Annotated in this window: 12 protein-coding genes; all 12 read left to right on the forward strand. The window is 71.2% G+C overall.

Annotation, left to right across the window (positions count from 1 at the left end):
• Positions 1-32 precede the first annotated feature (32 nt).
• The 12 genes from SMD11_RS24495 to SMD11_RS24555 all read left to right on the forward strand — a co-directional run bounded on the left by SMD11_RS24495 (position 33) and on the right by SMD11_RS24555 (position 12,751).
• Positions 33-1,454 (forward strand): UDP-N-acetylmuramoyl-tripeptide--D-alanyl-D-alanine ligase, encoded by a 1,422-nt coding sequence (locus SMD11_RS24495; RefSeq protein WP_087928489.1) that lies wholly within the window; start codon positions 33-35, stop codon positions 1,452-1,454.
• A complete protein-coding gene (gene mraY, locus SMD11_RS24500; RefSeq protein ID WP_087928490.1) occupies positions 1,454-2,518 on the forward strand; it encodes a phospho-N-acetylmuramoyl-pentapeptide-transferase in 1,065 nt (354 codons plus the stop codon). Before SMD11_RS24495 ends, mraY begins: the two co-directional genes overlap by 1 nt.
• Positions 2,500-3,969, forward strand: coding sequence for a UDP-N-acetylmuramoyl-L-alanine--D-glutamate ligase (gene murD, locus SMD11_RS24505; RefSeq protein WP_087928491.1), 1,470 nt, complete (start codon positions 2,500-2,502; stop codon positions 3,967-3,969). Before mraY ends, murD begins: the two co-directional genes overlap by 19 nt.
• Positions 3,970-4,026: 57 nt before the next feature.
• Positions 4,027-5,418 carry a putative lipid II flippase FtsW gene (ftsW, locus tag SMD11_RS24510; protein ID WP_087928492.1) on the forward strand — a complete coding sequence of 464 codons (1,392 nt, stop codon included), beginning with the start codon at positions 4,027-4,029 and terminating at the stop codon, positions 5,416-5,418.
• A gap of 6 nt (positions 5,419-5,424) precedes the next feature.
• The gene (gene murG, locus SMD11_RS24515) at positions 5,425-6,519 is read left to right on the forward strand and encodes an undecaprenyldiphospho-muramoylpentapeptide beta-N-acetylglucosaminyltransferase (protein WP_087928493.1); all 1,095 of its coding nucleotides are present in this window, start codon (positions 5,425-5,427) and stop codon (positions 6,517-6,519) included.
• A 30-nt stretch (positions 6,520-6,549) separates the two neighbouring features.
• The gene (locus tag SMD11_RS24520; RefSeq protein WP_087928494.1) at positions 6,550-7,404 is read left to right on the forward strand and encodes a cell division protein FtsQ/DivIB; all 855 of its coding nucleotides are present in this window, start codon (positions 6,550-6,552) and stop codon (positions 7,402-7,404) included.
• Positions 7,405-7,645: 241 nt separating this feature from the next.
• On the forward strand, positions 7,646-8,884 hold the full coding sequence (gene ftsZ / locus SMD11_RS24530; RefSeq protein WP_087928496.1) for a cell division protein FtsZ: 1,239 nt from the start codon (positions 7,646-7,648) through the stop codon (positions 8,882-8,884).
• Between the two features lie 27 nt (positions 8,885-8,911).
• The gene (pgeF, locus tag SMD11_RS24535) at positions 8,912-9,658 is read left to right on the forward strand and encodes a peptidoglycan editing factor PgeF (protein WP_087928497.1); all 747 of its coding nucleotides are present in this window, start codon (positions 8,912-8,914) and stop codon (positions 9,656-9,658) included.
• A gap of 2 nt (positions 9,659-9,660) precedes the next feature.
• Positions 9,661-10,380 carry a YggS family pyridoxal phosphate-dependent enzyme gene (locus tag SMD11_RS24540; RefSeq protein ID WP_087928498.1) on the forward strand — a complete coding sequence of 240 codons (720 nt, stop codon included), beginning with the start codon at positions 9,661-9,663 and terminating at the stop codon, positions 10,378-10,380.
• A 122-nt stretch (positions 10,381-10,502) separates the two neighbouring features.
• A complete protein-coding gene (locus SMD11_RS24545; RefSeq protein WP_087928499.1) occupies positions 10,503-11,105 on the forward strand; it encodes a cell division protein SepF in 603 nt (200 codons plus the stop codon).
• Positions 11,106-11,181: 76 nt separating this feature from the next.
• Complete coding sequence (locus SMD11_RS24550) at positions 11,182-11,466, forward strand: YggT family protein (RefSeq protein ID WP_087928500.1); 285 nt, start codon at positions 11,182-11,184, stop codon at positions 11,464-11,466.
• Between the two features lie 61 nt (positions 11,467-11,527).
• Positions 11,528-12,751, forward strand: coding sequence for a DivIVA domain-containing protein (locus tag SMD11_RS24555; protein ID WP_087928501.1), 1,224 nt, complete (start codon positions 11,528-11,530; stop codon positions 12,749-12,751).
• Positions 12,752-12,753: the final 2 nt, after the last annotated feature.

The raw sequence follows: 12,753 nt of genomic DNA on the forward strand, positions 1-12,753 counted from the left end.
AAGCTCTCCCGAACGGCCGGAGGTAAATCTCAGTGATCGCTCTGTCCCTCGCCGAGATCGCCGCGATTGTCGGCGGGCAGCAGCACGACATACCGGACCCGGGCCGTACGGCCGACGGCCCGGTCGTCATCGACTCCCGTGAGGTGCGGCCCGGCAGCCTCTTCGCCGCGCTGCCCGGGGACAACGTCGACGGCCACGACTACGCCGAGCGCGCCGTCGCCGCGGGCGCGGCGGCCGTGCTGGCCACCCGTCCCGTGGGCGTCCCCGCGATCGTCGTCGACGACGTCGTCGCGGCCCTCGGCGCCCTCGCCCGCGCCGTCGTGGAGAAGCTCGGCACCACCGTGGTCGCGCTCACCGGCTCGGCCGGCAAGACCAGCACCAAGGACCTGATCGCCCAGCTGCTGCAACGCCTCGGCCCCACGGTGTGGACCCCCGGCTCGCTCAACAACGAGATCGGCCTGCCGCTCACCGCCCTCTCCGCCGACGCCGGCACCGACACCCTGGTGCTGGAAATGGGAGCGCGCGGAATCGGCCACATCCGCTACCTCACCGAGATCACCCCGCCGCGCGTCGGCGTCGTCCTCAACGTCGGGACCGCCCACGTCGGCGAGTTCGGCGGCCGGGAGCAGATCGCCGTCGCCAAGGGCGAGCTGGTCGAGGCCCTGCCCGCCGCCGAGGACGGCGGCGTCGCCGTCCTCAACGCCGACGACCCCCTGGTCCGTGCCATGAGCACGCGCACCAAGGCCCGCGTCGTCCTCTTCGGCGAGTCCGCCGACGCCGACGTGCGCGCCGAGCGGGTCCGCCTCACCGCGACCGGACAGCCCTCCTTCACGCTTCACACACCCACCGGGTGCGGGGACGTGACCATGCGGCTGTACGGTGAGCACCACGTGTCGAACGCGCTCGCCGCCGCCGCCGTCGCCCATGAGCTGGGCATGCCCGCGCACGAGATCGCCTCCGCGCTCTCCGGGGCGGGCCAGCTCTCCCGCTGGCGGATGGAGGTCACCGAGCGTGCGGACGGCGTGACGATCGTCAACGACGCCTACAACGCGAACCCCGAATCCATGCGCGCCGCGCTGCGCGCGCTGGCCGCCATGGGCGAAGCCGCCTCGGCGCGGGGGGGCCGTACGTGGGCCGTGCTCGGTCGGATGGCCGAGCTCGGCGAGGAGTCACTCGCCGAGCACGACGCGGTCGGACGGCTCGCCGTCCGGCTCAACGTCAGCAAGCTCGTGGCAGTCGGGGGCAGGGAAGCGGCCTGGCTGCGGATGGGCGCCTATAACGAGGGTTCGTGGGGTGAGGAGTCGGTGCACGTGTCCGACACGCAGGCGGCGGTCGACCTGTTGCGCAGCGAGCTGCGCCCGGGTGACGTCGTGCTGGTGAAGGCGTCCAGGTCGGTCGGCCTGGAGCGGGTCGCGCAGCAGCTGCTCGAGCGCGAGGGCGAGGTCCGGGGCTGATGAACCAGATCCTCTTCGCGGGTGTCATCGGTCTGGTCCTGACCCTCGTCGGCACCCCGCTGCTGATCAAGTTCCTGGCCCGCAAGGGCTACGGCCAGTTCATCCGTGACGACGGCCCGCGCGGCCACGCGGGGAAGAAGGGCACGCCCACCATGGGTGGCATCGCCTTCATCCTCGCCACGCTCATCGCCTACGCGCTGACGAAGGTCATCACCAGCCACGAGCCGACCTTCTCCGGTCTGCTGGTGCTGTTCCTGACCGCGGGCATGGGCCTCGTCGGCTTCCTCGACGACTACATCAAGATCGTCAAGCAGCGGAGCCTGGGCCTGCGGGCCAAGGCGAAGATGGCCGGCCAGCTGATCGTCGGCATCGCCTTCGCCGTGCTGGCGCTCCAGTTCGCGGACACCCGGGGCCAGACCCCGGCCTCCACCAAGCTGTCCTTCACCCAGGACTTCGGCTGGTCCGTCGGCCCCGTGATCTTCGTGGTCTGGGCGCTGTTCATGATCCTCGCGATGTCGAACGGCGTGAACCTCACCGACGGCCTCGACGGCCTCGCCACCGGCGCCTCCGTGATGGTCTTCGGTGCCTACGTCTTCATCGGCACCTGGCAGCACGGCCAGTCCTGCGGCAACCCGCTGACCGCCGGCGCCGCCTGCTACGAGGTCCGCGACCCGCTCGACCTCGCGGTCGTCGCCTCGGCGCTGATGGGCTCCTGCTTCGGCTTCCTGTGGTGGAACACCTCGCCCGCCAAGATCTTCATGGGTGACACCGGCTCGCTCGCCCTCGGCGGCGCCCTCGCGGGCCTCGCGATCTGCTCCCGCACGGAGCTGCTGCTCGCCCTCCTCGGCGGCCTGTTCGTCCTGATCACCATGTCCGTCGTGATCCAGGTCGGCTCCTTCCGCCTGACCGGGAAGCGCGTCTTCCGGATGGCTCCGCTCCAGCACCACTTCGAACTCAAGGGGTGGAGCGAGGTCCTTGTGGTGGTCCGCTTCTGGATCATCCAGGGCCTGTGCGTGGCCGTCGGACTCGGAATCTTCTACGCGGGATGGCTGGCCATCAAGTGACGCTCCACTCCGACGCGGCCGCCTGGAGCGGCAAGAACATCACCGTGGCCGGTCTCGGTGTGAGCGGCGTCAGCGCCGCCCGCGCCCTGGCCGGCCTCGGGGCCCGGGTGACCGTGGTCGACGGCGGCGACGGCGAGGCGCTGCGCGAGCGCGCCGCCGCGCTCGGCGCCGAGGGCGTCACCGTCCGCCTCGCCGACGCCGAGAGCCTGCCCGAGGGCACCGACCTGGTCGTCACCTCGCCCGGCTGGCGCCCCGACAGCCCGCTCTTCACGGCCGCCGCCGCGGCCGGCGTGGACGTGGTCGGCGACGTCGAGATCGCCTGGCGGCTGCGCGGCGAGAACGCCGCCCCCTGGCTCGCGGTCACCGGCACCAACGGCAAGACCACCACCGTGCAGATGCTGGCCTCGATCCTTACGGCCGCGGGGCTGCGCACCGCCGCCGTCGGCAACATCGGCACGCCGATCATCGACGTGGTGCTCTCCCAGGACGCCCCGGGCGCGGAGCCCTACGACGTCCTGGCCGTCGAGCTCTCCAGCTACCAGCTGCACTGGGCGCCGTCCGTCCGCGCCCACTCCGGGGCCGTGCTCAACCTCGCCCCCGACCACCTCGACTGGCACGGCTCCATGCAGGCGTACGCCGCCGACAAGGGCCGCATCTTCGAGGGCAACCAGGTCGCCTGCGTCTACAACGTGGCGGACCCCCGCACCGAGCACCTGGTCCGCGAGGCCGACGTCGAGGAGGGCTGCCGCGCCATCGGCTTCACCCTCGGCGCCCCCGCGGTCTCCGAGCTCGGCGTGGTCGACGGCCTCCTCGTCGACCGGGCCTTCGTGGCCGACCGGCAGAAGAACGCCCAGGAGCTCGCCGAGGTCGCCGACATCAAGCCGGCCGCCCCGCACAACATCGCCAACGCCCTCGCGGCCGCCGCCCTGGCCCGTGCCTTCGGCGTGCAGCCCGCGGCCGTCCGGGAGGGCCTGCGCGCCTTCCGCCCGGACGCCCACCGGATCGCGCACGTCGCCGACGTCGGCGGCGTCGCGTACGTGGACGACTCCAAGGCCACCAACACGCACGCCGCGGAGGCGTCCCTGGCGGCCTACGAGTCCATCGTCTGGATCGCCGGCGGCCTCGCCAAGGGCGCCACCTTCGACGACCTCGTGACCCGGTCGGCGAAGCGGCTGCGCGGCGTCGTCCTGATGGGCGCCGACCGTGCCCTGATCGGTGAAGCGCTGGCGCGACACGCCCCGGATGTGCCGGTGGTCGACCTCGACCGGACCGACACTGGTGCGATGGCCGAAGCGGTCCGCGAAGCGGCCCGGCTCGCCGGACCGGGGGACACCGTGCTCATGGCCCCGGCGTGCGCCTCGATGGACATGTTCGTCAACTACAACAAGCGCGGCGAGGCCTTCGCCGAGGCCGTCCGCGACCTCGCCGCGGGCCGCGACACGGACGCGTAACCGCCCGGACCCCGGGCGCGGGCGGGCGGCGCGGGACTCGAGCGGAGGGACACCCGGATGCACGCCGACCACACCGCCGCCCCCCGGGGCCCCCGGGACGCCTGGACGGCCCTGCGCGGGCCCGCCGCGCGCCCCCGGCCCGTCCGGGCACCCCGCCCCGCCGCGGCCCGCGGCGGGGGCGGTCCCGGCCGCCGCCCGCCCCGCGGCACCGTGCTGGGCGGGCTCAAGACCCTGCACCTGCGGGCCAAGCGCGCCTGGGACCGGCCGCTGACCGCCTATTACCTGGTGCTCGGCGGCTCGCTGCTGATCACCGTGCTCGGCCTGGTCATGGTCTACTCCGCCTCCCAGATCAAGGCCCTCCAGAACGGCCTGCCGCCCAGCTTCTTCTTCCGCAAGCAGCTGCTGGCCGCCGCGATCGGCGCCGTGCTGCTGCTGACGGCCGCCCGGATGCCCGTGAAGGTGCTCCGGGCCTTCGCCTACCCCGCCCTCGCGGGCTCGCTCTTCCTGCTCTGCCTGGTCCAGGTGCCCGGCATCGGCGAGACCATCAACGGCAACACCAACTGGATCTCCCTCGGCGGCCCCTTCCAGCTCCAGCCCAGCGAGTTCGCCAAGCTGGCCCTGGTGCTCTGGGGCGCCGACCTGCTGGCCCGTAAACAGGTCAAGAAGCTGCTCACCCAGTGGAAACACCTGCTGGTCCCGCTGGTGCCGGTGACCTTCGTGCTGCTCGGCCTGATCATGCTGGGCGGCGACATGGGCACCACCGTGGTGCTCACCACGGTGCTGCTGGGGCTTCTGTGGGTGGCCGGTGCCCCCACCCGGCTGTTCGCCGGGGTGTTCGGCGTCACGGCCGTCCTCGCCGTACTGTTCATCAAGACCAGTGCGAACCGCATGTCCCGGCTCGCCTGCATCGGCGCCACCGACCCCGGCACCAACGACCAGTGCTGGCAGGCCGTGCACGGGATCTACGCGCTGGCCAACGGCGGCTGGTTCGGGGCCGGCCTCGGAGCGAGTGTGGAGAAATGGGGCGAACTCCCCGAACCTCACACAGACTTCATCTTCGCCATCACCGGTGAGGAACTCGGTCTCGCGGGGACGCTGTCGGTACTCGCCCTGTTCGCGGCTCTAGGCTATGCGGGTATCCGCGTGGCCGGACGCACGGAGGACCCCTTCGTGAGGTACGCCGCGGGAGGTGTGACCACCTGGATCACGGCCCAGGCCGTGGTCAACATCGGTGCGGTGCTCGGCCTGCTGCCGATCGCCGGTGTCCCCCTGCCGCTGTTCTCCTACGGAGGGTCCGCCCTGCTGCCGACCATGTTCGCCATCGGGCTGCTGATCGCGTTCGCGCGCGACGAACCCGGTGCACGGGCGGCGCTGGCCATGCGGCAGCCTGGGGTGAGATGGAAGACGATGAGACGGCGCGTCAAGAAGCGACCGTCCGGAGAGCGGTGAATTTCGGTGCATGTCGTACTCGCCGGTGGGGGGACCGCCGGCCACATCGAGCCCGCGCTCGCCCTCGCGGACGCCCTGCGCAGGCAGGACCCGACCGTGGGGATCACGGCGCTCGGCACGGAGCGGGGTCTGGAGACCCGGCTGGTGCCCGAGCGGGGCTATGAACTCGGGCTCATCCCCGCCGTACCCCTGCCTCGCAAGCCCACACCCGAGCTGATCACCGTCCCCGGACGGCTGCGCGGCACCATCAAGGCCGCCGAGCAGATCCTGGAGCGCACCAAGGCGGACTGCGTGGTCGGCTTCGGCGGCTATGTGGCGCTGCCCGGTTACCTGGCCGCCAAGCGGCTCGGCGTGCCGATCATCGTGCACGAGGCCAACGCCCGGCCCGGCCTCGCCAACAAGATCGGCTCGCGCTACGCGGCGGCCGTCGCGGTGTCCACCCCGGACAGCAAGCTGCGCAACGCCCGCTACGTCGGCATCCCGCTGCGGCGCACCATCGCCACCCTCGACCGGGCCGCGGTCCGGTTCGAGGCGCGGTCGTACTTCGGGCTCGACCCCAACCTGCCGACCCTGCTGGTCTCCGGCGGTTCCCAGGGCGCGCGCCGGCTGAACGAGGTCGTCCAGGCCGTCGCCCCGGCGCTCCAGCGCTCCGGCATCCAGATCCTGCACGCGGTCGGTCCGAAGAACGAATTGCCGCATGTGGACAACATGCCCGGAATGCCGCCCTATGTCCCGGTACCGTATGTGGACCGGATGGATCTCGCGTACGCCGCGGCCGACATGATGCTCTGCCGCGCGGGCGCCATGACCGTCGCCGAGCTGTCCGCCGTCGGGCTCCCGGCCGCCTACGTCCCGCTGCCCATCGGCAACGGCGAACAGCGGCTCAACGCCCAGCCGGTGGTCAAGGCGGGCGGCGGCCTGCTGGTCGACGACGCCGAGCTGACCCCCGAGTGGATCCAGAGCCAGGTCCTCCCGGTGCTCGGCAACCCGCACCGGCTGTACGAGATGTCCCGCGCCGCCTCCGAGTTCGGGCGCCGCGACGCCGACGAGCTGCTCGTCGGCATGGTGTACGAGGCTGTTGCCGCACGCAGAGCGGGCTGAACGCCCGTAGGAGCAGGAGGCTAGGGGAGCGTGGCCGGACCGTCGACCGCTCAGCGCGGTGGCTCGAAGAGCAGGAACCCCAAGGGCGGGAAAGCGGTGCGGTCCGGCCCGCCCCGGCCGGCCAAGCGCAAGCCGGGCGGGCCCCGCGGCCGCTCCCGGCTCCTCCGCCGGCTGCGGCTGCGGGTTCCCCGGCGGCGGCTGCTGCTCTGGACCGCCGCCGCGGTGCTCCTCGGCGGCGCCGCCGGCTGGGCGCTCTACGGCTCCAGCTGGCTGCGGGCCCGGCACGTGGACGTCAGCGGCGTCCGGGTGCTGACGCCCGAGGAGGTGCGCAAGGCCGCCGAGGTCCCGCTCGGCGAACCCCTGGCCTCCGTGGACACCGACGCCATCGCCGAGCGGCTGCGCGAGCGGCTGCCGAGGATCGACACGGTGTCCGTCGAGCGGTCCTGGCCGCGCGGGATCGCCCTCGAAGTGGTCGAACGTCAGCCACGGGCGATCGTCGAGAAGGCCGGGAAGTTCATCGAGATCGACGGCGACGGCGTGCGCTTCGCCACAGTCGACCGCCCCCCGAAAGGGGTCCCGCGGCTGACGGTCGAGGCCGCGGAGTCGCCCAGCCTCCGCCGGTTCGGCCCGCCGCGGCTGGAGCGCGAGGGCGTCCGGGTCGCCGAGTCGCTGCCCGCGGACGTCCGCGCGGACACCCGTGCCATCCGCGTACGCTCGTACGACTCCATCACCCTGGAGCTGACGGGCGGTCGGACGGTGGTCTGGGGGAGTGGTGAGCGGGGCGACGCGAAAGCCCGTACGCTCACCGCTCTGATGAAGGCGGCGCGAGGGGCGCGGCACTTCGATGTGAGCGCTCCCAGCGCTCCGGCGGCGTCGGGGAGTTGACGCCCGGGGCGGTCGGCCGACACCCTGGCTGGCTACGGCTATGGGTGATCACATAGGGTGAAAAGAAAAACGGGAGGTTCGGCGTGTTCGTTGAACACGCGCGGCTTGTCGACTTAGTGTCCTGTTCGGAGAACCCCAGCGAACAGCGGCACCGGTAACCCTAAACTTCAGGTTGAGGGTTCGGGTCGGCATTGAGAACCGTCCCCCAGGCATACGTAACTCGAGGCGAGAGGCCTTCGACGTGGCAGCACCGCAGAACTACCTCGCAGTCATCAAGGTCGTCGGAATCGGCGGCGGTGGCGTGAACGCCATCAACCGGATGATCGAGGTCGGTCTCAAGGGCGTCGAGTTCATCGCGATCAACACCGATGCGCAGGCCCTGCTGATGAGCGACGCCGACGTCAAGCTCGACGTCGGCCGCGAGCTCACCCGCGGCCTCGGCGCCGGCGCCAACCCCGATGTCGGCCGCAAGGCGGCCGAGGACCACCGCGAGGAGATCGAGGAGGTCCTCAAGGGGGCCGACATGGTCTTCGTCACCGCGGGTGAGGGCGGCGGCACCGGCACCGGTGGCGCCCCCGTCGTCGCCAACATCGCCCGCTCGCTGGGCGCCCTGACGATCGGCGTGGTCACCCGCCCGTTCACCTTCGAGGGACGCCGCCGGGCGAACCAGGCGGAGGACGGCATCGCTGGTCTGCGCGACGAGGTCGACACCCTCATCGTGATCCCCAATGACCGACTGCTGTCCATCTCGGACCGCCAGGTGAGCGTGCTCGACGCGTTCAAGTCCGCGGACCAGGTACTGCTGTCGGGCGTGCAGGGCATCACCGACCTGATCACCACCCCGGGCCTGATCAACCTCGACTTCGCGGACGTCAAGTCCGTGATGTCCGAGGCGGGCTCGGCGCTCATGGGCATCGGCTCCGCCCGCGGCGACGACCGCGCGGTGGCCGCCGCGGAGATGGCGATCTCCTCGCCGCTCCTGGAGGCGTCGATCGACGGCGCCCGCGGTGTGCTGCTCTCCATCTCCGGCGGCTCCGACCTCGGTCTCTTCGAGATCAACGAGGCGGCGCAGCTGGTCAGCGAGGCGGCCCACCCCGAGGCCAACATCATCTTCGGCGCCGTCATCGACGACGCCCTGGGCGACGAGGTCCGGGTCACCGTCATCGCGGCGGGCTTCGACGGCGGCCAGCCGCCGGCCAAGGGCAGCCGCGACAAGGTGCTCGGCTCCTCCTACGGCGCGGGTCGTGAGGAGAGCGCCCCGGCCTCGGCGGCACCGAGCCGCCCGGCCACGCCCGAGCCGTCCCGGTCCTCCTTCGGCGGACTGGGCAGCGTCACCCCGCGCAGCGAGGAGCCGCTGTCCGAGCCGGCCCCGGTCAACGAGATCCCGGCCCCGCCGGTCTCGTCCCCGCAGGTCCCGCCGGCCCGTCCGTACCAGGACTCGACCGCCGAGGAACTGGACGTCCCGGACTTCCTCAAGTAGTGCCAACGAACGAGTGAGCGGCCCCCAGTGATAGGGCAACAGCACGCAGTGACAACCGAAGAGCACGCGAGCGGCGCGCACTTCGCCTTCACCGACAGGTGGGGCGGGGTGAGCGCCGCTCCGTATGACGAGCTCAACCTCGGCGGCGCGGTCGGCGACGACCCCGCCGCCGTCCGGGCCAACCGCGAGCGGGCGGCGAAGGGCCTCGGCCTCGACCCCGCGGCGGTCGTCTGGATGAACCAGGTGCACGGCCGTGACGTGGCCGTCGTCGACGGCCCCTGGGACACCTCGGACATTCCGGCCGTCGACGGGGTGGTGACGGCCCGCCGGGGGCTCGCCCTCGCGGTCCTGACCGCGGACTGCACCCCGGTCCTGCTCGCCGACCCGGTCGCCGGGGTGGCGGGCGCGGCGCACGCCGGCCGGCCGGGTCTGGTCGCCGGGGTCGTCCCCGCGACCGTCGAGGCGATGACCGCGCTCGGCGCGGACCCCGCCCGGATCGTCGCCCGCACCGGGCCCTCGGTCTGCGGCCTCTGCTACGAGGTACCGGAGGCCATGCGGGCCGACGTCGCCGCGGTGGTGCCCGAGGCCTGGGCCACCACCCGGCAGGGCACCCCGGCCGTGGACGTCGCCGCGGGAGTAAGGGCGCAATTGGCCCGACTCGGCGTGAATATCAGCGGACAATCTCACATTTGCACGCTGGAATCGCGGGATCATTTCTCATATCGGCGCGAGCACACCACAGGGCGGCTCGCGAGTTATGTCTGGTTGGACTGACTGTGACGGACCGTAAAACGGAACTGGCCGACAATCTGGCGCGCGTGGAGGAACGTATCTCCTCCGCCTGCGCCGCCGCCGGGCGCGCGCGGGACGAAGTGACCCTGATCGTGGTCACCAAGATCTACCCCGCCAGTGATGTGCGCCTCCTCGCCGAACTCGGCGTCCGGCACGTCGCGGAGAACCGCGACCAGGACGCCGCGCCCAAGGCGGCCGAGTGCGCGGATCTGCCCCTCACCTGGCACTTTGTCGGACAATTGCAGACGAACAAGGTGCGTTCGGTGGTGAGTTATGCCGATGTGGTGCATTCCGTCGACCGCGATCGACTGGTCACCGCCCTGTCCGCGGCCGCCGTCCGGGCCGGCCGTGAGCTCGACTGCCTGATCCAGGTGGCTCTTGACGCCGAGTCGGGTGAGCGGGGGGACCGCGGCGGGGTCGCGCCCGACGGGGTGGCCGCGCTGGCCGACGGGCTCGCCGCGGCCGAAGGCCTGCGTCCCGCCGGACTGATGACGGTGGCTCCGCTCGCCGGCCCGTTCGCCGGACGCCCTCGGGCGGCCTTCGACCGGCTGCTGGAAATCTCAACGGGCATGCGCGCGGCCCATCCTGCTGCGAACATGGTGTCAGCAGGGATGAGCGCGGACCTGGATGACGCCGTGGCAGCCGGGGCGACACATGTACGTGTCGGATCGGCGGTGCTCGGAGTCCGACCCAGGCTCGGGTAACGTCGCCAAGAAGTCGGACCACAGCAGAAAATATGGTCATTACCGTCAAAAGACGGGCAGACCAAGTGGATCCAAGGCGCCGTTGACGGAGCCGATCCACCACAGAGCGGAGGACGCAGAGAATGGCCGGCGCGATGCGCAAGATGGCGGTCTACCTCGGCCTCGTGGAGGACGATGGGTACGACGGCCCGGGTTTCGACCCCGACGACGAGTTCGAGCCCGAGCCTGAGCCCGACCGCCGCAGGCAGCAGCACCAGTCTCAACAGACGCAACCGGACGAACCGGTTCGAGTCGCCCAGCCACCTGCACAACGCGAACCCGCTCCGCTCGTAGCGGAAACGGGACGACCCGCCCGAATCGCCCCCGTGGCGTCCATCACACCCGAACGCCACTCTCTGGAGAAGAACGCACCGGTGATCATGCCCAAGGTTGTGTCCGAGCGGGAGCCCTACCGCATCACGACATTGCACCCCCGGACCTACAACGAGGCCCGTACCATCGGGGAACACTTCCGGGAGGGCACCCCGGTGATCATGAATTTGACGGAGATGGACGACACGGACGCGAAGCGTCTCGTCGACTTCGCCGCCGGTCTGGTCTTCGGTCTCCACGGCAGCATCGAGCGGGTGACGCAGAAGGTGTTCCTGCTGTCTCCTGCTAACGTCGATGTCACGGCGGAGGACAAGGCCCGCATCGCAGAGGGCGGGTTCTTCAATCAGAGCTGAGACGCAATACCGGGCAATGCCGGATGAATGACGGCCTAACAGGCCGGGTACGAGCAAGGGGAGAGGGAAGCGCGAGATGGACATCGCACTGCAGGTGATCTACATCGCGCTGTACTGCTTCCTGTTCGTTCTGATCTTCCGGCTGGTGATGGATTACGTCTTCCAGTTCGCTCGCTCATGGCAACCCGGTAAGGCGATGGTGGTCGTCCTGGAGGCGACCTACACTGTCACCGATCCGCCACTCAAGCTTCTGCGGCGGTTCATCCCGCCGCTGCGTCTCGGGGGCGTGGCGCTCGACCTGTCCTTCTTCGTACTGATGATCATCGTCTACATCCTGATCACCGTCGTGAGCCGGCTGTGAACGCGGCTGTGAACGATACGGTCTTGCCGATTGCCGACGACTACGTTGAGGTGAAGAAGAGATGCCGTTGACCCCCGAGGACGTGCGGAACAAGCAGTTCACGACCGTCCGTCTCCGAGAAGGCTATGACGAGGACGAGGTCGATGCCTTTCTCGACGAGGTCGAGGCCGAACTGACCCGACTGCTCCGGGAGAACGAGGACCTGCGCGCCAAGCTGGCCGCCGCGACGCGTGCCGCCGCGCAGAACCAGCAGCAGCAGGGGATGCGGAAGCCCGAGCCGCAGGACCAGCGGCCCGGGGCTCCGGTGCCCGCCGCCATATCCGGACCGCAGCCGGTGCCGCAGCAGCAGCAGATGGGCGGCCCGCCGCAGCTTCCGGGCGGTGCCCCGCAGCTGCCGGCCGGCCCCGGCGGTCACGGCCACGGTCCCCAGGGCCCGCACGGCCCCGGCCCGATGGGTCAGAACGGCCCGATGGGCGGCCCGATGGGCGGTCCCATGGGACAGAACGGTCCGATGGGTCAGGGCGGTCCTATGGGTCAGAACGGCATGGGTCAGGGCCAGATGGGGCAGAACGGCCCCATGGGTCAGAACGCCATGGGTCAGAACGGTCCGATGGGCGGCCCCGGCCCCCAGCTGCCGCAGCCGGGTCAGGGTCCGGGCGGTGACAGCGCCGCTCGTGTGCTGTCGCTGGCTCAGCAGACCGCCGACCAGGCGATCGCGGAGGCCCGTTCCGAGGCCAACAAGATCGTCGGCGAGGCGCGCAGCCGTGCCGAGGGTCTGGAGCGGGACGCCCGTGCCAAGGCCGACGCCCTGGAGCGGGACGCCCAGGAGAAGCACCGCGTCGCGATGGGCTCCCTGGAGTCCGCCCGCGCCACGCTGGAGCGCAAGGTCGAGGACCTGCGCGGCTTCGAGCGCGAGTACCGCACCCGCCTGAAGTCCTACCTGGAGAGCCAGCTGCGTCAGCTGGAGAACCAGGCGGACGACTCGCTGGCCCCGCCGCGCAACCCCAACACCCCGTCGCTGCCCGCGGCCCCCTCGATGAGCGGGTCCATGGCCTCGGCCGGTGCGGGCATGGGTGGCCACAGCATGGGCGGCAACCCGTCCATGGGCGGTAACACCTCCATGGGTGGCAACACCTCGATGGGTGCCCCGTCGTACGGCGGTCAGCAGCAGATGTCCCCGGCGATGACGCAGCCGATGGCACCGGTCCGGCCCCAGGGCCAGCAGCCGATGCAGCAGGCGCCGTCCCCCATGCGGGGCTTCCTGATCGACGAGGACGACAACTGATC

Origin of the sequence: Streptomyces albireticuli, from assembly GCF_002192455.1 — a bacterium.
GTDB classification, from domain to species: Bacteria; Actinomycetota; Actinomycetes; order Streptomycetales; family Streptomycetaceae; genus Streptomyces; species Streptomyces albireticuli_B.

What these genes read in the sequence shown, in the direction of transcription:
- murD (WP_087928491.1), top strand. Translation starts at nt 2,500, where the DNA reads ATGGCTGGCCATCAAGTGACGCTCCACTCCGACGCGGCCGCCTGGAGC.
- SMD11_RS24555 (WP_087928501.1), top strand. Translation starts at nt 11,528, where the DNA reads ATGCCGTTGACCCCCGAGGACGTGCGGAACAAGCAGTTCACGACCGTC.
- SMD11_RS24550 (WP_087928500.1), top strand. Translation starts at nt 11,182, where the DNA reads ATGGACATCGCACTGCAGGTGATCTACATCGCGCTGTACTGCTTCCTG.
- SMD11_RS24545 (WP_087928499.1), top strand. Translation starts at nt 10,503, where the DNA reads ATGGCCGGCGCGATGCGCAAGATGGCGGTCTACCTCGGCCTCGTGGAG.
- ftsW (WP_087928492.1), top strand. Translation starts at nt 4,027, where the DNA reads ATGCACGCCGACCACACCGCCGCCCCCCGGGGCCCCCGGGACGCCTGG.
- mraY (WP_087928490.1), top strand. Translation starts at nt 1,454, where the DNA reads ATGAACCAGATCCTCTTCGCGGGTGTCATCGGTCTGGTCCTGACCCTC.